16 protein-coding genes are annotated in these 21590 nt (G+C 69.1%); 1 reads left to right on the forward strand and 15 read right to left on the reverse strand.

The annotated features are described in order from the left end of the window. Window positions 1-30: 30 nt before the first annotated feature. Genes DZC73_RS11260 through DZC73_RS11270 form a run of 3 tightly spaced genes read right to left on the reverse strand, consistent with a single transcriptional unit; the run spans window position 31 to window position 3675 of the window. Entirely contained in the window at window positions 31-807 is a 777-nt protein-coding gene (locus tag DZC73_RS11260; RefSeq protein ID WP_124540301.1) for a PP2C family protein-serine/threonine phosphatase, read from the reverse strand. A gap of 7 nt (window positions 808-814) precedes the next feature. Next, complete coding sequence (tagH, locus tag DZC73_RS11265) at window positions 815-2365, reverse strand: type VI secretion system-associated FHA domain protein TagH (protein WP_161974537.1); 1551 nt, start codon at window positions 2363-2365, stop codon at window positions 815-817. A gap of 23 nt (window positions 2366-2388) precedes the next feature. Next, window positions 2389-3675, reverse strand: a complete 1287-nt coding sequence (locus DZC73_RS11270; protein WP_198414823.1) for a TIGR02270 family protein — start codon at window positions 3673-3675, stop codon at window positions 2389-2391. A 183-nt stretch (window positions 3676-3858) separates the two neighbouring features. Between DZC73_RS11270 and DZC73_RS11275 the strand changes: the two genes are divergently transcribed. Next, window positions 3859-4806, forward strand: coding sequence for a LysM peptidoglycan-binding domain-containing protein (locus DZC73_RS11275; RefSeq protein ID WP_124540303.1), 948 nt, complete (start codon window positions 3859-3861; stop codon window positions 4804-4806). Between the two features lie 48 nt (window positions 4807-4854). On the opposite strand, the gene DZC73_RS11280 is transcribed toward DZC73_RS11275, so the two are convergent. The 12 genes from DZC73_RS11280 to tssF form a co-directional block, all read right to left on the reverse strand. Next, window positions 4855-5703: a tetratricopeptide repeat protein gene (locus DZC73_RS11280; RefSeq protein WP_124540304.1), complete on the reverse strand. Its 849-nt coding sequence runs from the start codon at window positions 5701-5703 to the stop codon at window positions 4855-4857. Continuing rightward, on the reverse strand, window positions 5700-6743 hold the full coding sequence (locus tag DZC73_RS11285; RefSeq protein ID WP_161974538.1) for a polysaccharide deacetylase family protein: 1044 nt from the start codon (window positions 6741-6743) through the stop codon (window positions 5700-5702). Before DZC73_RS11285 ends, DZC73_RS11280 begins: the two co-directional genes overlap by 4 nt. Before the next feature lie 10 nt (window positions 6744-6753). After that, window positions 6754-8760: a protein kinase domain-containing protein gene (locus DZC73_RS11290; protein WP_161974539.1), complete on the reverse strand. Its 2007-nt coding sequence runs from the start codon at window positions 8758-8760 to the stop codon at window positions 6754-6756. An 89-nt stretch (window positions 8761-8849) separates the two neighbouring features. After that, entirely contained in the window at window positions 8850-9836 is a 987-nt protein-coding gene (locus DZC73_RS11295; protein ID WP_124540307.1) for a hypothetical protein, read from the reverse strand. A 25-nt stretch (window positions 9837-9861) separates the two neighbouring features. Then, window positions 9862-10974 carry a PAAR-like domain-containing protein gene (locus DZC73_RS11300; RefSeq protein WP_124540308.1) on the reverse strand — a complete coding sequence of 371 codons (1113 nt, stop codon included), beginning with the start codon at window positions 10972-10974 and terminating at the stop codon, window positions 9862-9864. After that, window positions 10971-11996: a hypothetical protein gene (locus DZC73_RS11305; RefSeq protein WP_124540309.1), complete on the reverse strand. Its 1026-nt coding sequence runs from the start codon at window positions 11994-11996 to the stop codon at window positions 10971-10973. The genes DZC73_RS11300 and DZC73_RS11305 overlap by 4 nt, the downstream gene beginning before the upstream one ends. Further along, entirely contained in the window at window positions 11993-13084 is a 1092-nt protein-coding gene (locus DZC73_RS11310) for a DUF2169 family type VI secretion system accessory protein (RefSeq protein WP_124540310.1), read from the reverse strand. Before DZC73_RS11310 ends, DZC73_RS11305 begins: the two co-directional genes overlap by 4 nt. Window positions 13085-13100: 16 nt before the next feature. Continuing rightward, window positions 13101-13568 carry a DUF6484 domain-containing protein gene (locus DZC73_RS11315; RefSeq protein WP_124540311.1) on the reverse strand — a complete coding sequence of 156 codons (468 nt, stop codon included), beginning with the start codon at window positions 13566-13568 and terminating at the stop codon, window positions 13101-13103. Between the two features lie 13 nt (window positions 13569-13581). Then, entirely contained in the window at window positions 13582-15885 is a 2304-nt protein-coding gene (locus DZC73_RS11320; protein WP_124540312.1) for a type VI secretion system Vgr family protein, read from the reverse strand. Between the two features lie 70 nt (window positions 15886-15955). Continuing rightward, on the reverse strand, window positions 15956-18610 hold the full coding sequence (gene tssH, locus DZC73_RS11325; RefSeq protein WP_124540313.1) for a type VI secretion system ATPase TssH: 2655 nt from the start codon (window positions 18608-18610) through the stop codon (window positions 15956-15958). Beyond that, complete coding sequence (gene tssG / locus DZC73_RS11330) at window positions 18603-19682, reverse strand: type VI secretion system baseplate subunit TssG (protein WP_235835078.1); 1080 nt, start codon at window positions 19680-19682, stop codon at window positions 18603-18605. Before tssG ends, tssH begins: the two co-directional genes overlap by 8 nt. Continuing rightward, entirely contained in the window at window positions 19679-21580 is a 1902-nt protein-coding gene (gene tssF, locus DZC73_RS11335) for a type VI secretion system baseplate subunit TssF (RefSeq protein WP_124540314.1), read from the reverse strand. Before tssF ends, tssG begins: the two co-directional genes overlap by 4 nt. Window positions 21581-21590: the final 10 nt, after the last annotated feature.

Here is a 21590-nt window from a genome sequence, read left to right on the forward strand (position 1 = left end):
TTCGGGGCGCGAGGGCAACGGCGGCACCCGCTACACCCCCATCGGCCGAGTCCACTCCCCCGCCTCCCCCACCCAAACTCCCACCGCACTGAAGTTGTCCTGCTTCGGCCAAGCCCTCGCCTCGATCCGCCCCTTCATCCCCGACAGCCACTCCTCCAACGACTCCGCCCCCGCCAGAGCATCAACAATCGCCCCCTCCCCCAGCGCCCCCCACCACCCATCGCTGCACAACAAGAACGCATCGCCCTCATGCACGGCCACCGGCCTCGCCGTCGTGTGCGGGTCGATCTCATCGTCAATGCCCAATGCCGCCATCAGCTGGTTCTTCAGCGGATGCTCCGCGGCCTGCGCCTCAGACAGCACGCCCGCTTCCACCATGCGCTGCACGATGCTGTCATCCACCGTCAGTTGGCTGAGCATGCCGTCGCGAACGCGGTACAGGCGCGAGTCGCCCACGTGGGACCACAGGGCGAGTTCGGCGGCGGCATCGATCCACAGTGCCACCACGGTGGAGTGCATGCGTCCCTGGCCGGATGAGTCACTGTCCTGGCCCTGCTGCACATGCGCATGCGCGGCGAGCATGGCTTGCGTCAGGGCCTGCGCGTCGAAGGGTGGCGACGCCTGCACCAGCGACATCTCCAGGCTCTCCATCGCGCGCCGCGATGCTTCCGCTCCATTCCGATGGCCGCCTGCGCCGTCAGCCAGCAGCGCCACCCACCGGCCACCGTCGCGGCTCACGTGCACCTTGTCTTCGTTGACGTCGCGCTGGCCCAGTTCACTGAGCGCCGCGACCTGGATCTCCACCATGGCCTTCTCACTTCGCTGAAGAAGTCTCCTTCTCGCGCTTGAGCCGCTCCAGCTGCTGCTCGTACGCCGCGAGGAAGGCCTTGCCGAACAACGTCTGAAAGTCCTCCTGCGCTTCGTCGCGGATGCCGTCGTAGTGCTGCAGGTACAGCTCCCACAGCTTGGCCTTGCGGTTCATGGGCAGCACGCTGTCGATGACGGACTTGCCCGCCAGCTTGGCCTCCAGGTCATGCGGGGTGAAGCGGCCCAGCACGCCCTCCAGCGCGGCCCGCGTGCCGGCCATGGTGCCGATGGCGTGGCCCACCAGGTCGTTCATCGCATCGCTCATGGCCGCCGGCCCGGGCAGGAAGCCGCGCATCGGCGGCTGCAGCAGTTGCTCCAGCGCGGACTGCGCATCGGGCGAGAACTTCAGCGGGTTGTTGTTGCGCGGGCGGATGATGGTGACCTGCGCATGCAGCTCGTGCCGGGTGGCCTGCCGCACCGCCATCATCTGCAAGGTGCCCTCCACGGCCGATCGAAGCAGCTTGCCGACGATACGCATCAGCTCCGGGTTGGCGCCTTGCGGCGGGTTCAGGCGAATGCCCGCGCCTTCGCAGAACGCCTTCCACAAGGCAGCGGCGTCACCGCTCCAGGGCTCGGCCGGTGCGGCTGACTCGGGCGGCACGGCTTCGGCCTCGACGGGGGGAGCCACCACCGGTTCGCGAGCCACTTCTGCCACTTCTTCCAAAGGCTTGGGCGGAACGAAGGCCGCATGCAGTTCCGGCGTGTGGTCGGGCATGACCTCGGGTGGCAGCGCTGCCTGCTCAGCCACCGGCGCGAACATGGCCAAGGGGTCGGTCGACACCGGCACCTTGTCCGCGGCAGGCGGGGTGCCCACACCGGCCATGAAGTCTGCGAGCGGATCGCGCCCGGCTGATGGCTTGAGGCCGAAGATCTCGTCGATGGACGCGGGGGCAGCGCTTGGAATCAGATCGCCAAACGCACCCTGCTGTGCCTCCGGCCTCGGGGCCGAGGGCGGACCCACCACCGGGGTGGTGGCGAAGGGGTCGAAGTCATCCGGCAAGCGCGCGTGGGACGGCGCAGGCGCCGACGGGTCACGCAGCAGGTCCGCAAACGGGTTGCTGCTGGACAAGGGGCCGCCCATGTCGCCCGCCATGGCCGGCGGCATGGGCAGGGGTGCATGGCCCATCGGCTCATCCGCACCGCGCCCGCGGGTGATGGTCGTGGCGTTGTCGTCGCCCGCCGATTCGTCGATGACCTCCAGCAGGTAGCCACCGATGCGCACCTGGTCGCTGTGCATCAGCGTGGCCGACTCGCCCTGCGCCAGCGCCTGGTTGCGCACGAGGATGGGGTTGGCGCTGCCGATGTTCTTGATGACGTAGCCCGAGCGCCCTGCGGTGATCTGCGCCTGCTGGCGCGAGATGTGGCGCACCGGGTCGGGCAAGGCCATGGTGTTGTGGTCCGCGCGGCCGATGGTGCCGCCATGGGCATCGAAATGCGCGGTGATGGGCTGGGTGAGCGGCAGGTCGTTGAGCGACACGGCGCGCAGGGTGAGGGTCATGGGCGTCATTCCTCCTGGCGTCGTCATGCGGATGGGGTGAGTGCAGCCAGGCGCCGCTGTTGCCGCCACGAGGGCTCGCACACCGGGAAGAGCGCCGTGCCGGGGTTGAGAAGGCAGCGATGCGTGGCCGCGGCGAATCGCTGTCGCTGCGTGCCTTCGTACAGCACGTGGGCCACATGCCCGGGCGTGACGGCGGCGCCCATGAAGCTGCGGCTGTCCACCGGCAGGCGCAGGGCGTTCGCTTCCCACCAGCGCTGCACTCGTTCGAGGTCCGGCCAGGGCAGGCTCTCGTCATCGTCCAGCGCCACGTTGTCGTCGTCGGGGTCGCCGCTGGGGCCGCCTGGCGGGTTCTCCGGCGGCTTGCGTTCGAGGTCCAGGTCCGCGAGGTCGGCCCCCGTGATGAATGTGAAGGCCTCGCCCGCGATGCGGGCCTGCACCTCGTCGGCCATCATCTCCATGAGCCAGGGCACGAACTGCGCATCGCCCAGCAGCCCGCAGGCGCGGATCACGCGACGCTTGAGCGCCGCATCGGGCTTCGCGCCCTGCGCCAGCTTGCGCACGATGCTGCGGCCTCGCTGCAGTTCGGTGGCGAGCAGCAGCAGGTGCAAGGCCTGCTCGCTGAACACACCGTCGCCGTGCGCCAGGGCTTCGAGCGCGGACATCGCGTCCGCGCGGTCGCCGAGCAGCACGGCGCAGGAGATGGCACGCCAGGCCACGGCGGCATCGCCATCGGCCACCGCGGCCAGTGCCGCTGCCATCGAATCGGTGCGGCCCAGTTCGCCCGCGGCGCGCAGGGCCTGCGCACGCAAGGCCGGGTTCTCGTCGCGCCATGCCGTCGCCAGCGCGGGGCCGGGGTCCACCCGGTGCAAGCGGCATGCCGCCAGCGCGAGTTCGCGCGGCCCGGGCTCGCGTGACGAGAGCAGGTCGCGCACGATGCCTTGCAATTGCGCGGCCGACACCCATCCGAATGCGGAGACGAGGCCGCGCCTGGCGTCGGGCAAGGCAGCGCTGAGCGCGATGAGGCGGTGCAGTGCCTTGGCATCGTGCTCGTCGATGGCGCGGATGGCGGCGGCGAACACCTCGCCCGCGCCGGCACGCTCCAGCGCCGCCGTGCACAGGGCCGTGCCGTAGCGCCCGGCCACGGACAATCCGTCGAGGTGCGCCGCGATGCGGTCGTCCAGGCGGCGCAGGTGCCGCAGACGCACATGCGGCGCGCGCACCAGCACCGAGCGCACGAGGCGCAGCATCGCGCTTTCTTCGGCGTGCTGCTGCACGACCACGGCAATGGGCGGGCGTTCGATGGTGAGCATGGCGGATGCGCGGCAGGCCAGCCGCGCAAGGCTGCGCTGGGATGGCCGATGCTGCATGCCGGCACGGCCCATTGGCAATGAACGAAAGTCACCGTCGCCGGGGCAGCTTGTGGGGGACACTTGCCTCGTCGACCGTGCGGGCGGCGTGCGCTTGCACGTCGCTGGCGAGGGGGTGCACAGGGAATGTCCAACAAGCTCATCTCAACCCATCGACTGGCCGCCTTGTTCGCCGCTGCCGGCCTGCTCGCGGCCTGCCAGCAGGTGCCCACGGCACAGGCGCCGCAGCAGCCGCCTGCACCGGCGCCCGCGCCGGGCAATGCCGAGCCTGAGTCGCAGCGGCCAGTGACGCCTGCCGCGCCGGCCTCGCCCGCCACGCAGCAGCAAGCCACCAAGATCGCGGTGGCCGCGGCCGTGATGCTGGAGAACGGCCACGAGGAACAGGCCAAGTCGGAGCTGCAGCGCGCGCTCGCGGCCGACCCGAACAACAAGCTGGCGCTGAACCTGATGCGCCAGATCACCGCCGACCCCGTGGCCACGCTGGGCCGCGAGTCCTTCGCCTACACCGTGCGGCCCAACGACAGCATGTCGAGCATCGCGGGGCGGTTCATGGGCGACATCTATTCGTTCTACATCCTGGCGCGCTACAACAGCATCGCCGTGCCCAAGCAGGTGTCGGGCGGTCAGGTGCTGCGCATTCCGGGCAAGGCCCCGCCGCCTTCGGTGATGCGGGAGACAGCGAAGGCAGAGCCTGCACCGCCACCCCCGCCGCCGCCTCCACCTGCGGTGCCCGCACCGCCACCGCCGCCGGCCGAGCCCACGCCGGGTGAGCGTGCGATGCGTGCAGGCGCACTGGCCCAGAAGAGCGGTGACTTCGAGCGCGCCTTGGCCGAGTACAGCAAGGCCGCGACGCTGGACCAGCCGGGCGCCGAGGGCAAGGCCACCGAGGTGCGCAAGCAGCTCGTGTCGCGCTACACGCTGAATGCGCGCACTGCCTTCGCGAAGCAGGACCTCGATGGCGCCATCCGCTCCTGGGAGCGTGTGCTGGCGGTGGATCCGAACAATGAGACGGCGAAGCTGGAACGGCAGCGTGCGTTGTCCTTGAAAGAAAAGGTCAAAGGCCTCGGCACATGAGGTTGGCCACGCAGGGTGGGTCCGCTTCGCTTGACCCACCCTGCGAATTCAGCGTGATGCGGCGCAACCTTCGCGTGAGGCGACCGGCGTCACCGTCGCCGCACTACCGCCTTTGAGCTGCCGAAGGCGCTCCGTGGCACGGGCATTGCCCGCATCCAGCCGCAGGCTCTTCTCCAGCGAGGCAATCGCACCAGGCTTGTCGCGCGGCGCCTGCTTCTCCGCCTTCTGCACGTAGACATCCGCCAGCAGCTGGCAGGCCGCGGTGTTGCGCTTGTCGGCGGCGAGCTGGCGTTCGAGCAGCGAGATGGCATCGTCCAGCTCGCCCTGGCCGGCCAGCATGGTGGCGTGTTCGATGGCATTGCGGTCGGGAGCACTCGCCATCCGCGCATCGGCCGACGCGCGACGGGTGATGGTGACGCGTGCAGCCTTGCCCAGCACGCCGCGCTTGTTGCGCTCGCGCTCGATGCCGCGCAGTGCCTCCGCGGCCTGCGCGTTGTCGGGCGCGAGTGCCAACGCAGCCAGGTACTGCGATGCAGCCGCATCAAGCTCTCCACGCTTGAGCGCCTGCGCGCCCCGCTGCATGCGCTCGGGCACGGCCTGGGCGATGAGCTGCTGGGTCTCGTTGAGGTGGTCGCGGTAGTCGCGCTGCTCAGGCCGCAGCACGGTGAGGATTTCCCAGGCCGTCGCCGCATCGGCCAGCTGCCCCTGCCGCATCGACTGCAGCGCCCGTTCGCGAAGGCGCTGCTCGAAGGCATCGGCACCCACGGCCTGACGCGCAGGCACCGGGGCCACCTCGTCGTCGGTGGATGACGACGGCGGCACGGGCGGCGGCGCGGCGCAGCCCGAGAGCACCAGCACGCCGAGCGCCGCAGCACGCAAGGACAGCACCTGCTTCATGGCCCACCCACGGCACGGCTGATCTGCAGCCTGGCCTTGAAGGCTTCCAGGTCGTGGTCGCCGAAGATCATCGTCCGCCGCAGCATCAGCGGCTGCGCGAAGAAGGCATTGCCGCCGGGGTTCACCGTCACCGCCAGTTGGTACTGCTGGCGGTTGAGCGCCTCCAGCACCTGGTCGTTCGCATCGCCGAAGGGGTAGGCGTAGTGGCGCACGCGCACCGGCAGGCGGCGCTCGATGAGTTCACGCGGCGCGCGGGCCTCGGCCTCCAGGCCTTGTGCATACTGCGCGTCGGTCTCGCCGGCCGCGCGTTCGATGAGGTTGCGGTGCGATTTGGAATGCGCCTGCACATCCACCAGCCCCGACGCCGCGAGTTCCTGCAGCTGCGCCCACGACAGCGCCTCGCCCGCGCCGATGAAGTCGGTGTAGACGAACACCGTCGCCGGGAAGCCGTGCTTGCGCAGCACCGGCAGCGCATGCCGGTACACCGACTCGTAGCCGTCATCGATGGTGATCACCACCGAGCGGCGCGGCAGCGGCTGCTCGCCCTTCAGGTAGGCCGCGAGGTCCGCCAGGCGGATGACGTGGTAGTCGTTGCGCGCCAGCCAGTCGAGCTGCCTCTCGAAGTTGGCGGGCGACACCACCATCTTGCCGCCGCCATTGCCGAAGCGGTGGTAGCACAGGATGGGCACCGTCTGGATGCGGTCGGCGTACACGCCCATCGGGTTGGTCGCCTTCAGCGGCACCACCACGGGCTGGCCCGTCTCCACGCGGCTGATGTTGTTGAAGTCGCCGATGACCCAGTAGCGGTCTTCGCCACCGAGGAAGCGCGCCGCGATGGAGCGCAGCGTGTCCTCGGGCTCGGGCTTGTAGATCACGAAGCGGTCGCTGCGGCCCAGCACCTCGCCGGTCGCAGGCGGCGTCGTGCCGGCCGCGATGGACCGCGTCTTCTCCTGAGGCGTGTTCGCTGGCGGCGCCGCGCAACCGGCGAGCACCGCAGCAAGCAAGCTGCCGCCGATCCAACGGATGGCCTGCGACCGCACGTCTGGCTCCTCACTCGGTGGGCTTGGGTGGCTCGGTGGCCTCCACCGACGCAACGGCAGGTGCGGTCTGGTGCACCGGCGTCGGCGTGGGTGCGGCCATGGACGCGCCGCCGCTGTCGCGCGCATCCTGCAGCGCCTGGGCCATGCGGTCGAAGGCGGCGAAGAGCAGGCCGAACTCGTCCTTGCGTTCTTCGGCGATGCGGTGGTCGAAGCGCCCCTTGGCGATCTCGCCCATGCTCTCGCTCACCAGCTTGATGGGCCGCGCGAACCAGTTGGCCACGAAGTACATGGCGATCGCCACGGCCAGCACCGTCACCACCACCAGCACGGCCATGAGCCCCATGGACAGGCGCGCCACGCGCACCAGCGGCCGCTCGGGCAGCGCCAGGGCCACGCGGCCCACGCGCTTGCCCTGGAAGGTGATGGGCGCATCGAAGCTCAGCACCGGCCCGGTGGCCGTGCTGTAGCGCGACATCAGCACCCCGCCCTCGCGTTCGCCCAGCGCCTCGCCGGCCGGCGGCTTGTAGGCCTGGCCGACCAGCGATGCATCGCCCGCGGCACGCACGATGCCGCCGCGGTCCATCACCGCCACGCCCTGGAGGTCGCCGGTCTTCATGATCTCCTGCAACGCGACGTCCACCACCGGCCACTCTTCCGACAGCGCCGCCACCGCGTTCTGCGCCGCGATGAAGCGCGCGAGCGACGCACCGTACTCGGTGACCTGCTTCATCATCGCGCCGTACTGCCGCTGAGTGACCACGGTGGCGGTGAGCGCCATCACCACCGCGACGATGAGCGCCATCGTCGCGGCCCACTTCACCCGCAGCGGCACGATGCGCGGCTTGTCGCGGTTGCGCTGGGCTTCGTCGAGTTCGGCCAGCACGCGGGTGAGTGCGTCCGACAGTTCCTGCCCGGTCTGGAAGCGCCGGTCGGGCGCCTTGGCCAGGCAGCGCTCGACCACGCGGCGCAGCGAGGCCGGCACGTCGGGCCGCAGCTTCTCGATGGGCTGCGGGTCCTCCTTGGCGATCTTCACCGCCAGCGCGACCAGGCTGTCGCCCTGGAACGGGCGCTGGCCGGTGAGCATCTGGTAGAGCACGATGCCCACGGAGAAGAGGTCGGAGCGGCCGTCGAGCTTCTCGCCCTGCGTCTGCTCGGGCGACATGTACTGCGGCGTACCCAGCACGTCGCCCACGCGGGTGCGCTGCTCGCTGCTGCCGGTCGACTCCATGTGCGCGATGCCGAAGTCCGTCACCTTGATGGTGTTGGTGCCCTGCAGCCGCACGATGTTGCCCGGCTTGATGTCGCGGTGGACGATGCGGTGCGCATGCGCGTAGTCGAGCGCGCGGGCGAGCTGCACGCCCATGATCACCACGTCGCGCAGCGGCAGGCGCTTGCCGCCGTCCATCATCTCCGACAGCGGCTCGCCGTGCAGCAGCTCCATGGCCATGTAGGGCCGGCCCTCGATCTCGCCCACGTCGTGCACGGTGACGATGTTCGGATGCGAGAGCCCGCCGGCGGCACGCGCCTCGCGCAGGAAACGGCCGCGGTACTCGGCGTCCTCGCACAGCGTGGCGTGCAGGAACTTGATGGCCACGTCGCGCCCGATGCCGGGGTCGTGCGCCTTGAACACCGTGGCCATGCCGCCGCGGCCCAGGCGCTCGCGGATGAGGTAGCGCCCGACCTGCCGCGCATCAGGGGCACCGGATTCGGTGTGGCCCGGCAGGGTCTGGGTGGGCGGGAAGTGGTCGGACGCCGGCGGCAGGTGCATGCGCGTGGCCGGGCGCGTGGTGGCGAAGGAGGCACCGCCGCCCTGGGTGGCATCGGGCGGTGGCTGCTGCTGCCGCAGGGGCCGCAAAACCGGCGTCTCCACGCCGCGCAGGGGCGGTTCCAGCGCCTGCGGCGGCATGGCCGGCGCAATCTGCGTGGCGTCGTCGTCGGGCGCGGGCCGCGGCTGCGTCAATGGGGTCAGCAGCTCCGTGGCCTTGTGCGCATCCCCGGAAGGTGGTTTGTCGGGCATCCCTGAAGCCTCTGGCATGGACGGGCGCCATGCGCTGGCGCCCACGGCGCATGGTTGGCCAAAGCCAGGATGCGATCAATGACCGAAAGTCACCCCGCGGCGATGCGCACCGACGCCGTCGGCAGCCAGGCCCAGCGCTCGCCGTCGCCGGTCCAGCCGATGGACGACGGGCCCAGCGCCCAGGTGCCGGATCCGGCACCGCGCGCAAACCGGCTGACGCCCGGGGCGTCAGGCACCCGCTTCAATTCGAACCAGGTGTCGCCCGCCATCGAGGCGTGCAGCCGTTGCCCGCCGATCCACAGCAGGCGCTGGCCTTGGGTCTTCACGGCGGAGAAATAGGTGCCCGTCGAATCGCTGTCCTCCACCTGGCACCAGCCGCTCAAGTCGCCTTGCAGCAGCAGGCCGCCGGCACCGCAGGCGACGAAGGTCTGCGCATCGAGCGCGGCCACGGCATTGATCATGACGTTGGTGCCGCTGTCGATGCCGTGAGGCACGCCGTGCACATCCATCCAGAAGATCTTCCCGCCGCCGCCCACGCACAGCAGGCGTTGCCCATCCATGTCGGCCATGCCGTAGATGGCGCTGTCTTCGTCGGCCATGTCGCGGTCCAGCACCTGGGCATCCGCACGCTCGACCCGCAGCCCGCCTTCGGGCAGCCGGTACAGCTGGTTGGACATGCCGCCGATGTAGACCTGGTCCGACTGCCGCGTGGCGCAGTTCAGGAAACCGTAGGTCAATGGGCCATCGCTGCCGAAGGCATCGCGGATGGCCTGGACGCGACCGCCCGGCATCAGCTCCCACAGGTGTCCGCCCGGCGACGCCACCAGCGCATGCAGGCCGTTGGCCTGCGGCCCCGTGAAGCGGGTCCACAGCACCAGTTCGGAAGCGCCTGGGAACTCTCCCAGCAGCGCACCTTCCGAGGTCTGCCGGTTCACCAGCACCAGGGCGCTCAGCCGCTCATCGAGCGCCGGGTCCGCCGGGTGGCTCACCAGCAGCAGGCATTCGGCGTCGCTGCATGCCCAGGCATCGACCAGCGGCATCACTTTCATCAGATCGGCCAGGGCGAGCGTCGTCACCACGTGTTCCTTTTGGTTGCACCAATCAGCTCAGGACGGTGGCCGTTCGCACCGGCGTTTCGGGCGGAATGCCGGCCTCGTCGACATGGTAGGCCTCCAGCTGCTTTTCCGTGCAGGCCTTCTCGCACTGCGGGAAGGCCTGCTTGTGCGCCCAGGCGCCGTCCTCGATGGACTCGCCAAGCGTAGCGTATGAGTGGTCACTGGCCGGGTCCGGCCCCCAGCTGTCCAGGGCCTGTCCGCGGCAGGCGTTGCGCCGGCGGCGCTTGGCCTTGTCGCGCAGGCTTTGCAGCTTGTGGTGCAGCGGGTCGGAGTGGTCCTTGCCGACACAGACGGTCGGGGCCGCGAACTGGTCGTAGCCCGCGAACTGCGCATCCAGCGGAATCGACTTGGACAGCGGACTGCTGATGTCAGCACCCGTCGAGGCGATGACGGCCCGGGTCACCCCCATGCCCGACAGGCCGCCACGGCCGCCGGGCTGCGTGAAGGACGACACCTCCACCAGGTGGTCGCCGGTGCGTTCCTCGGTGTCGGTGTCTTCGCCGCAGCAGAATTTCTTGTCCAGCTTCTTGGGCACGAGGATGCACTTCTGCGCCTTCTTGCAATCGTCGGTGCAGTTCTTCACCTTGTTGCCCTGCACCGTCGCCGACGAACACTTCGACTCGAACTCCGCCTTTTCCTTCGCGCATTCGGGCGGCAGCGCGGCGAGCATGTCCTGGTAGACGGTGGGCAGGGCGTTGGGCGGCGTCGAGCCGTGGTTGTGGGTGGTCATGTCCAGGTGGCGCACGACGTTCTCGCCTTCGAACTTCACGTCCATGGACCACATCGAGAAAAAGACCTTGCCGGTGATCTTGTGGGTGACGACACCCTTCATCGGCGCGGAGCCGGCCTCGTCGCCGGAGCTCTTCTTGAAGCAGCTCTTGTTCTTGAGCATCACCTCCTGCCCCGAGATCTTCACGCTGGAAGAACCGTCGGTGGTGTCCGAGGCCATGCCGGTGTTCGGATAGGGAATGGGCACGCCGGGCGGCGTGGCCGGTGTCTGGGGCGGCGTCATGCACACGTCGGGGAAGGCCGCCACGGACTTGCCTGCCGCCTGCTTGCACGACACCTCCATGGTGTTGGCGTAGACCTCGTTGCTCATGGTGCTGCGCCGTACCGCAAGGCCACCGCCGCGCGCTGCCCGCCGTCGTTGGCCCAATGGGCAAGCACCCTGGGGCCCTTGGTGTAGCCCTTGATGCAAGCCTCGCGCGCGGTGGCGATCACCGTCACGCCGCTGGCCGCGCCCACCTCGCCGGTGCACTCGGCCGGATGCCAGATGTCGAACTCGTCCTTGAGCTGGCGCAGCGTGCGCGACAAGGTGAGCGTCGCCTCCTTGAAGTAGTAGTACTCGCCCGACAGGTCGGTGATGCGGTAGTCGAAGTCGTGCATCTGCCAGCCCGCTTCAGCCAGGCTGGCCTGGATGGCATCGGTGAGGCCGTCTGCCTTCAGGGGATCGCCACTGTCCACGTGCGCCGCCTCGTGGCCGAATCCGATGCCGCTGCACACGAGCTCGCCCTCGCCGCCCGTGGCCGGCCCCACCAGCAGCGCGCCTGCGCCTTCGCCGGGAATGAAGCCGTTGGAATTGCGAGCGGTCAGCAGGCGGTCCTGCTGGTCGTAGTGGCTCAAGGTCGGCCAGGAAAGAAGGCTGTCGGTGGCCGCCACCACCACCCGCGGTGCATGGCCGCCGGCGATGAGGGCACGCGCCTGCGCCAAGGCCGCCGCCACGCTCACGCGGCCTTGCGCGACGAGTGCGGACTGCGGGGCGAAGCGCACATCCAGTGCACGCTCGATGCGATGGAGCATCTCACCATCCAAGCCCTGCTGCCGGCCCGGACGATCGCCTTCGGCCACGCACAGCAGCAACGGCAGCGCACTCCATTGCCGGCGCGGAACATCCTGCAAGGCTTCCTCGATCGCCATCACCGCCATCTGCACGAGCTTGGCCAGCCCACGCCACGGCTTGTCCAGCGGCACCTCCTGCGCAACGATCCATGCGCCCGTCGAATCGATGAAACGGGTTTCCGAAGGGTTGTTCACCTTCGCGCGGAAGGCGGCACAACTGCCGGGGGCGCTCAGACCCACCGCGGTCACCAGCCCCGTGGCCTGGATGGCGATGTGGCTCATTCCGGCTTCTCCATCGGCACCATGACCACCGGAATGGGAAAGGCCAGTTGCTCGCGCTGCTGCCACCACTCCCGGCCCTTGCGGCCCACCAGCACCTGGGCGATCTCGTGGATGCTCTTCTTCAGCGGACGCGCCAGGCGCCAGCTCATGGTGAAACGCTCGCTGTCGGGCTCGAAGACGATGGTGTCCAGGCGGGCATGGGCGTCTTCGCGCGCGCTGCGCTTGGGCACGATGCTCACCGGCGCCTCGAAATGCGGCAGCACGAACTGGCGCACGCCATCCGCGGTGAAGCCGCTGAGCACGACCTCCATGGGCTGCGCGGGCACCGGCACCTGCTGGTCCTGCGGCGCCGCCTGGTAGTAGCGCTCGTCGAAGTCCTGGGGCAGGAAGGGAAAGACCTTGTCCATCCAGGCCTGGTCGTAGGTGCCGGCATGGCGCGCCCGCTGCGGCCAGCCACGGCCGACGGGCCCGAGGGCCACCGGCGTGTAGGGATGATCCGGCGATCTCACCGGCTGGCCCACCTCTTCCGTGTTGGGCAGCGGCTTGCCGTCGACCCAGGCGCTCCTCAGATGGTGGTGCCATCCCCGGCCCACCGGGTTGGGCAGGTAGGTCTCAGGCATGGCCTCCTGTGCGCCGCCTGCGTCGGTTCCGCCGAAGGCAGTGTCGTAGGACACGAGCTTTTCGGTGAAAGGCTGCGGCGCCGAGGCGCTGATGCCGGTCAGTCCCGCCTGCCAGATGCGGTCGCCCACGACATCGAAACTCTTTTCCATCGGCCCGACCCGCAGGCCGGCGCGCAGGCGTGTCACCTCGCGGCCTTGCGGGGCGCGGGCATGGCCCACCAGCAGCACGTCGCAGGCGGGCTTGTGCGGTGCGAAGTCGATCTCCTGGACGGGTGCGGTGCGCCCCGGTTCGCCGCTGAAGGTGTCGGCCATCACGAGCGGCAGTTGCTCGTCGTGCAGGCGAATCGCCTGGCCGTTCGCAGGCAGCACGAAGGTGCCTTTGATGACCACCACGAGCTGCTCCCGCCCATGGCGATCCACGGCCACCGAATAGCCAGCCACCATGCGGGTGGCGTTGATCATCTCCATGGGCCGGTCGCTCGCGTCAGTTCAGCTGCACCGAGCCGCCCTTGATGCGGCTGACCCCCGTCGACCGGCTGAGCAGGTAGGTGCCCTCGATCAGCACCTTGCCGCCGCGCGTGAGCGTGATGCAGGCCTTGCCGCAACGCAGCACCAGCCGCTCTCGTGCGGTGACCACGAGGCTGCGTCCGTCGGCCTCCAGCTCGTAGTCCTGCGGGCGGTGCTCCGCCGGCCAGCCTTCATCGCCTTGCAGCAGGCCCATCACGATCGGTCGCGACGGGTCGCCGTTCTCGAACATCAGCACCACCGAGCGGCCGATGTGCACGCCGCGAAGCTCGACCACCGACCTCGCGCGCACGACGCCCGCTTCGGGGCGCTGCGTGTCCATCACCAATGGCGTGCGGCCTTCGTCGGCCAGCGCCACCAGCTCACCCACCACCACGCCGGCCGGCGCACAGGCCACCAGGGGTTCGATCGGATCTCTGCCGCTCATGGCCTTGCTCCCGTCAGTTCTGCAAAATCTTCGAGCCCTTCATCACGATGTCGCCCGAGGCCTTGTGATGAATCTTTCCGGAGCCATCGACGGTGATGTCCTTGCCGTTGATGGTGATGGTGCCGTCCTTGTTCAGCGTGATGCTGGCCTTGCCGGTGGTGAACGAGATGGAGTCCGTGGCGGTGACCGTGAGCGACTTGCCCACGGTCAGCGCATCGGCCTTGCCAATGCTCACGGTGCGTCCGCCGGTGATGGTGACGCCCTCGTCCTTGGTCACGCTCTCCGTGCGTCCGCCGCTGATCGTGATGTTCTCGTCCTTGGCCACCGTCTCCGTGCGGCCGCCATTGATCGTGATCTTCTCGTCCTTGGCCACCGTCTCGGTGCGGCCGCCGTTGATCGTGATCTTCTCGTCCTTGGCGACCGTCTCGGTGCGTCCGCCGTTGATCGTGATCTTCTCTTCCTTGGCCACCGTCTCGGTGCGGCCGCCGTCGATGGTGATGGTCTCGTCCTTGTCGACCTTCTCGGTGCGCGCGCCGTGGATGGTGATGGTCTCGTTCTTGTCCACCGTCTCGGTGCGGCCGCCGTGGATCGTGATCGTCTCGTCCTTGTCCACCGTCTCCGTGCGGTTCTGGTGGATGGTGATGGTCTCGTCCTTGTCGACCGTCTCGGTGCGCATGCCGTGGATGGTGATGGTCTCGTTGTTGTTCACCGTCTCCGTCCGGTCATGCTTGACCAGCGTGGTCTCATCGCGGTCGATGGTCTTCTTCCGATCCTGCCCCACCCAGTGCGTCTCGTCCTTCTCGACCTCGATGTCCTGGTTCTTCTCGGCGTGGATCCACAGCTGTTCGCTGCCGGCCTTGTCCTCGAAGCGGATGGCGTTGGCATTGCCGTAGCCGCCGCCCTTGCTCGACCGCGTGAGGATGCCCGACTGGGTGGCATTGGCCGGCAGGTCCCAGGGCGGCATCTGCTCGGCGTTGTAGACGCGGCCGGTGATGAGCGGCTGGTCCGGGTCGCCTTCGAGGAAGTCGACCACCACCTCCTGCCCGATGCGCGGGACGTCCACGATGCCGAAGTTCTTGCCCGCCCACGGATGCGCCACGCGCACCCAGCACGAGCTCTTCTCGTTCTTCTGGCCGTAGCGGTCCCAGTGGAACTGCACCTTCACGCGGCCGTACTTGTCGGTGAATATCTCTTCGCCGCCGGGGCCCACCACCACGGCCGTCTGCGGCCCCTGCACGAAGGGCTTGGGCGTGCTGCGCGGCGGGCGGAACTGCTGGGCCGATGGAATGGCCGAGAACTCGCAGTGCAGGCCGCCGGGCTCGTTGCCGGCCTCGTACCCATCCACCTGCGCACGCAGCGACAGCGAGGTGATGAGGAACTTGTCGTTCTGGTCCGGACGCGGGTGGTGCGTGACCTCCAGCAGGTGCCCGACCTGGATGCCCTGCGCATTCGACTGGCCGCGCAATTGCTGGAACGGCGTCTGCTGTTCCTCGATGCGGTCCTCGGCCCACTGCGAGCCGTCGCCCGCCTTCACGTAGTCGCCCTGGAAGTCGAACAGCTCGTAGTCCGCGAGCGAATGCTGGCGCACCTTGTCCGACTTCACTTTCAAGTCGGTGGACGGTCGCTCGAAGTCGTAGCTGGTCAGCATGACCTTGCCAGTGCGCACCTCGCGGGAGAAGGCCCAGTCCGACACGCAGTCGGTGTCCGGCGAGGTCACGGCGCCTTCCTCGATGTAGGGCAGTGCCTTGCAATCGGGCGCGGCGTCGTGCGCGCTTTGCGAATCGACCAGCACCAGCTTGTGCTTGCCGTCCTGGTGCTCGAAGTACCAGTAGATGCCCTCATGCTCCAGCAGCCGCGCCACGAAGTTGAAGTCGCTCTCGCGGTATTGCACGCAGTACACCCACTGGCGGTAGCTGCGGAAAAGCTTGAACTGGAAGTTGGCGACACCGTGGTCCTCGAACACCTTCTTCACGATGTCGGGAACGCTCATCTCCTGGAAGATGCGGCAGTCCGCCGTGCGCGTGAGGAACCACAACCACGGGCGCACCGTGGCCTGGTAGGCGAAGTAGCTGCCACGCCGGCCACCGGTGCCCAAGCGCGTCACGAAGCCGTTGAAGTGGCGCTTGGCGCTGTCACGCTGCTGGACCACCACCGTCACCGCCTTGCCCAGCAGGTCCTCGGGCTTGAGGTCGGCCTTCTTGCTGAGCAGGTTGAGCTGCATCTCGCCGAGCGTGCTCAGGCCCGCCGTGAGGTTCATCGACTCGAACAGCAGGTCATCGGCAGGCAGCGGCGATTTGAGTGTGATGGGAGTCGGCATGGCGTGCCTTCACCGGATGGGGCATGGTCAGGGGCGGCACCATGGCCGTAAAGGGACGAAAGTCATCGCCTCACTCGAAGCTGTAGGTGAACTCGCCCTCCGACACACCCAGGCGGATCGCCCGCAGGGACTCGCCTGCCGTGAGCCGGCCGAGGTACTCCACCGAGATGCGCGGCAGCACGGTGTTGGTGAGGATGGCGTCGATCACCCGTCCACCCGACTCGGCCTCGGTGCAGCGCGACACCACCAGCTTGACCACGTCATCGCCGTACTCGAAGGGAATGCCGTGGTTGTCGGCCACGCGCTTCTTGATGCGGCCCAGCTGCAGGCGCACGATGTCGCCCATCATCTGGTCCGACAGCGGGTAGTAAGGCACCACCACCAGCCGACCGAGCAGCGCCGCGGGGAAGGCCTTGAGCAGCGGGGTGCGCAGCGCGGCGGCGATCCCTTCGGGCTCGGGCATCAGCTCCGGGTCGCGGCACATGCTCATGATGAGCTCGCTGCCAACGTTGCTCGTCAGCAGGATGATGGTGTTCTTGAAGTCGATGCCGCGGCCCTCGCCGTCTTCCATCCAGCCCTTGTCGAAGACCTGGAAGAAGAGTTCGTGCACGTCGGGGTGGGCCTTCTCCACCTCGTCGAGCAGCACCACGCTGTACGGCCGGCGCCGCACCGCCTCGGTGAGCACGCCGCCTTCCCCGTAGCCCACGTAGCCCGGCGGCGAGCCCTTGAGCGTGGAGACGGTGTGCGCCTCCTGGAACTCGCTCATGTTGATGGTGATGACGTTCTGCTCGCCGCCGTACAAGGCCTCGGCCAGCGCCAGCGCCGTCTCCGTCTTGCCCACGCCCGAGGTGCCGCACAGCATGAACACGCCGATGGGCTTGTTGGGGTTGTCCAGCCGCGCCCGCGAGGTCTGGATGCGGCGCGCAATGATCTCCAGCGCATGCTTCTGCCCGATGACGCGCTGGTTCAGCGTGTCGGCCAGCCGCAGCACGGACTCCACTTCGTTCTTCACCATGCGGCCCACCGGCACGCCGGTCCAGTCCTGCACCACGCCGGCCACGGCCTGCTCGTCCACCGTGGGCAGGATGAGCGGTGCATCGCCCTGCAGCCCCGTGAGCTTGGCCTGCAGGCCCGACAGTTCACGCAGCAACGGCTCGCGTTCTTTCGGCTCGGGCGGCTTTTCCGCACGCAGCGTCGCACGGATGTCGAGGATGCGGTCGACCAGCGACTTCTCCTCGTCGTGGCGCTTGTGCAGCACGGCCAGGCGCGTCTGCTCGTCGTCGATGGCGCGCACGGTGCGCTTGCGCCGCTCGCCCACCTCGATGCCGATGGACTCCTCGCGGTCGATGATCTCCCGCTCGATCTTCAAGGCTTCGAGCCGGCGCTGGCAGTCTTCCAGCTCCGGCGGCGTGGCGTGCTGGCTGACGGCGACGCGCGCGCACGCCGTGTCCAGCAGGCTCACCGCCTTGTCGGGCAGCTGCCGCGCCGGAATGTAGCGGTGGGACAGGCGCACCGCCGCGGTGATGGCTTCGTCCAGCAAGGCCACGCGGTGGTGACGCTCCAGGATGCTGGCCACGCCGCGCAGCATGAGCACCGCTTTCTCTTCATCGGGCTCGTCCACCTGCACCACCTGGAAGCGCCGGGTGAGCGCCGCGTCTTTCTCGATGTGCTTCTTGTACTCGGCCCACGTCGTGGCCGCGATGGTGCGCAGCTTGCCCCGCGCCAGGGCCGGCTTGAGCAGGTTGGCCGCATCGCCCGTGCCGGCCGCGCCGCCCGCGCCGATCAGCGTGTGTGCTTCGTCGATGAAGAGGATGATGGGCTTGGCCGAGGCCTGCACCTCGTCGATGACAGAGCGCAGGCGGTTCTCGAACTCACCCTTCATGCTGGCGCCGGCCTGCAACAGCCCGATGTCCAGCACGTGCAGCGACACGTCCTTCAGCGACGGCGGCACGTCGCCGCGCGCCAGGCGCAGCGCAAAGCCTTCGACCACCGCCGTCTTGCCCACGCCGGCCTCGCCGGTGAGGATGGGGTTGTTCTGCCGCCTCCGCATGAGGATGTCGACGATCTGGCGGATTTCTTCGTCGCGCCCGGCCACCGGATCGATCTCACCCTTGCGGGCCCGCTCGGTCAGGTCCACCGCATAGCGCTTGAGGGCCTCCTGCTTGCCCATGGCAGCGGGCGCGATGGCGCCGCTGGCCTCGCCGGGTTCGGCAGCGGTCCCTGAGCCGTCGGTGGCGCGCATGGCGTTCTCGGGCGAGCCTTCGACGATCTTCGCGAAATGCGCCGTCAGCTCCTCCGCCTTGATGCGGTCGAATTGCTTGGAGATGCTCAAGAGCGCATTGCGCAGCGTGGCCGTCTTCAGCAGGCCGACGACGAGATGGCCGGTGCGCACCTGCGTGTCGCCGAACATCAGCGAGGCATACACCCAGGCCCGCTCCACCGAATCCTCGATCCAGCTCGACAGGTCGGTCACCGAACTGGCGCCGCGCGGCAGGCGGTCGAGCGCGGCGGTCAGGTCCGAGGCGAGGACCGCCGAGTCCAGCCCGAAGTGTTTGGCAATGCGGTGCAGGTCCGAGTCCGGCGTGTTGAGGATCTGCACCAGCCAGTGCTGCAGTTCCACGTAGGCGTTGCCGCGCAGCTTGCAGAACACGGTGGCACCTTCGATGGCCTTGTAGGCCAGCGGGTTGAGCTTGCCGAACAAGGCGGTGCGTGAGATCTCATGCATGAGCGGCTCCATGGCGAAGCAGGAAGGTGTTGTCGGGCCGCAGGCGCAGGTCGTTGCGATCGCGGTCGCGCCCGCGGCGGCCCATCCAGCTGGTGAGGCCCAGGCGGGCGTGGCGGGTCAGGCGAGGCTCGGGCAGGTCGGCCTGCGCGAGGACCAGCTGGACATCCCAGGTCAGGTCCAGGCCGACGTAGTGCAGCACCCATTCGCGCAAGGCGCGCCACGCGGGACGGCCGGGCAGGAAGCCTTCGTACTGCGCCAGCGCCAGCGGCCCGAGCACGATGCGGAACTTGAACTGCAGGTCGCGCTGTCTCGAACCACTGCTGGCGGTGCTGCCGAGCAAGGCCGGCGGCGTGCTGCGGCGTTCGGGCCGGCTGCGCGAGTAGCCCAGGCGGCTGCGGTCGGCCGGGTCCAGGGCCAGCCACTGCGGCACGTGCTGCTCGATGCGCACCGGCACCTGGAAGTATTGCGAGAGCAGCTTGGCCAGTCCTTCGGCATGGCGGCTGCGCGCGCCCAGCAGGCCGGCCTGGAACAGCCAGGCCTCGCGCGGCACTTCGCGCCGTGCCTTCGATGCGTCGTCCAGGCCCAGGGCGGCACCCAGCCAGGCCGAGAAGCGGTCCGCATCCGGCCGGTCGCGGTGCACCGCCGGCTGGGCCTGCGCCCAGGCCCGGTAGAACAAGGCGAGCAAGCGATGGTGGAACACATCCAGGAAGCGTGCGAGCGTCGCATCGCCGCGGGACCGCAGCCGCTCGCGGACGTACTCGGTGAAGTGCAACGGCATGGGCCCCTGCGGACCGAGCAGGCCGAAGAAGCGCACGCCCAGTCGTGGCGGCGTGCCTCGTCCGGCAACGAAACTTTCCAGCGCGGCCGGTGCGAAGTCCAGCTCCGGGTCCTGCCCCAGGCGCAGCGCCTCCTGCGATGGACGCAGCGCCTCGCCCAGCCGGGGCCATTGCGGGTGCAAGGCCTCCACGCGCCGCAGCACGGCGAAGAAGTCGTGGTCGCGCGGCTGGGCCTGCAGGCGCTCGAACAAGGCCGCCAGCTGCATGTCCTGCCAGGGCGCATCGCGGCGGTTCATACGGTCTCCCGCAGGCCCGTGCGCGGCGGCCAGCGCATCACCTCGCCGCGCTGCGGCGTGCGCAAGGTGAGCTGGGTGAAGCTGTTGATCGCCGCATGCCGCGCGAAGAAGCGCTCCAGCACGCTGGCGAACATGAAGGCGCCGGTCCCCTGGTAGGCCAGCTCGTCCAGCTCCAGCACGATCTCGATGCCGTTGCCGAAGCTGATGGGGCCCTTCACCGGCAGGCGCCGCGTGACCGACCGCGCCTGCACGCCGCGCACGCCCTCGATCTGCCGCCGCCAGGCCGTGTCTTCGGGCGGCGCGTACAACGCGAGCATCGTTCGCAATGCAGCGGCGGCCTGCTCCGGCGCCTCGCCCACCAGCGAGAGGTGGTTGAGCGTGAGGTGGTTCACCAGCTGCCAGCCCAGCTCGCCAACGGGCCTGCGGGTGACTGGCCGCGTCGGCCCGCACAAGGCCTGCACGCGCAGCACTGGCCCCGGCGATTCGAGCCGCCAGCGTTCGGCACCTTCGGGCGACCCGTGCGGCAGCAGCGTGGGCAGGTCGCGGTTGCTCACCCAGGCCGACACCGAGAGCTGCCGCACGTCTTCCAGGTAAGGCGCGTGCTGCGCATCGACCAGCGAGAGGTAGACCTCCTCGCCGATGTAGGACGAGCGCGAGCCATGCTGGCGCTGCCGCTGCGACAAGAGCCGCGGCTCGCGCCGCACGGTGTAGTAGCCGCTGGCCTCGCCGCGCGCTTCGGCGGGGATGTCGTGGAAGCTCGCGTACAGCGGCCGGAACTCCTGCTGCGCCACCAGGCCCGTGCCGAAGCCCGTCACCGAGGCGATGCTGTGCACCTCGTGGTCCATCGGCCGCGTGCGGTCGGGCACCACGTGGTATTCCCACTCGCCCAGTCCGAGCTGGATGCGGTCCAGCCGCTTGTGGAACAGGTTGATGGCCGGCGTGCAATGCAGCGACAGGCTGCCGGTGTCGACCAGGGCTTCGAGCGCGGCGTCGCCCCGCTCGAAGAAGACGATCAGCTCCGCCTCGTCTCCGGCCACCTGGGCCAGCCGCGGCGCCAGGTCGCCGATCTCGAAGAACAGCAGGCGCTGCGGCATGGCCGCCGCCTCCTGCAGCAGGCGGTAGCCGGAGAACGCCCGCAAGGACTCGGGCAGCAAGGCCTCGTCGGCCGCGAAACCCAGCGGACGCACGCTGTCGCCGCCACGCCATTGCGTGGATGCCTGCGCGCCCTCGTCGGCCGACGTGCCGCGCACCATGGAGCCCAGGGCCGCACCGTGGACCAGCTCATGCAGCCGGAAGGCGACGTCACCCGGCGCGCTGATGTAGAAGGCCAGCCGGTCCATGCCCAGTTGCCTGAACAGCAGGCCGCCGCCGCACTTCAGGCGGATGCGCAAGCCGCCGCGCACGCCTTGCATCTGCGGCAGGCGCGCCGCCGCCAGGTCCGGTGCCCAGGTGAAGTACGACACGCCTGCCAGCTCGACGGGCCACAGCGTCACCTCATGCGCCGTGCGGAACTCGCAGTGCGTGTCCTGCCCGCGCGCCAGCTCCGACCACACCGCACTGCCGCGCGGCACGGAGAAGCCTTTCACCAGGTTCGGATCGGCGGTGTCGATGCCCAGCCGCGCGACCATCATCGACGGCACCGGCGCGAGGAAGTTCGGGTAGGTCGCCTCCAGCAGGTGGGCGATCAGCCGGGGCTGTTCCGATTCGATCTTGAGCTGCACGCGCGCGGCCAGGAAGGCGAATCCTTCCAGCAACCGCTCGACATAGGGGTCGGTGACCTCCATGCCTTCCAGCCCCAGGCGCGAGGCGATCTTCGGGAACTCCTGCGCGAACTCGGCACCGACCTCGCGCAGGTGCGTGAGTTCGTCGGTGTACAGGCGCAGGAGGCGGGGGTCCATGGCGCGCCGC

This window comes from Rhizobacter terrae (assembly GCF_003852895.1).
In the GTDB taxonomy this organism is placed as follows: domain Bacteria; phylum Pseudomonadota; class Gammaproteobacteria; order Burkholderiales; family Burkholderiaceae_C; genus Albitalea; species Albitalea terrae.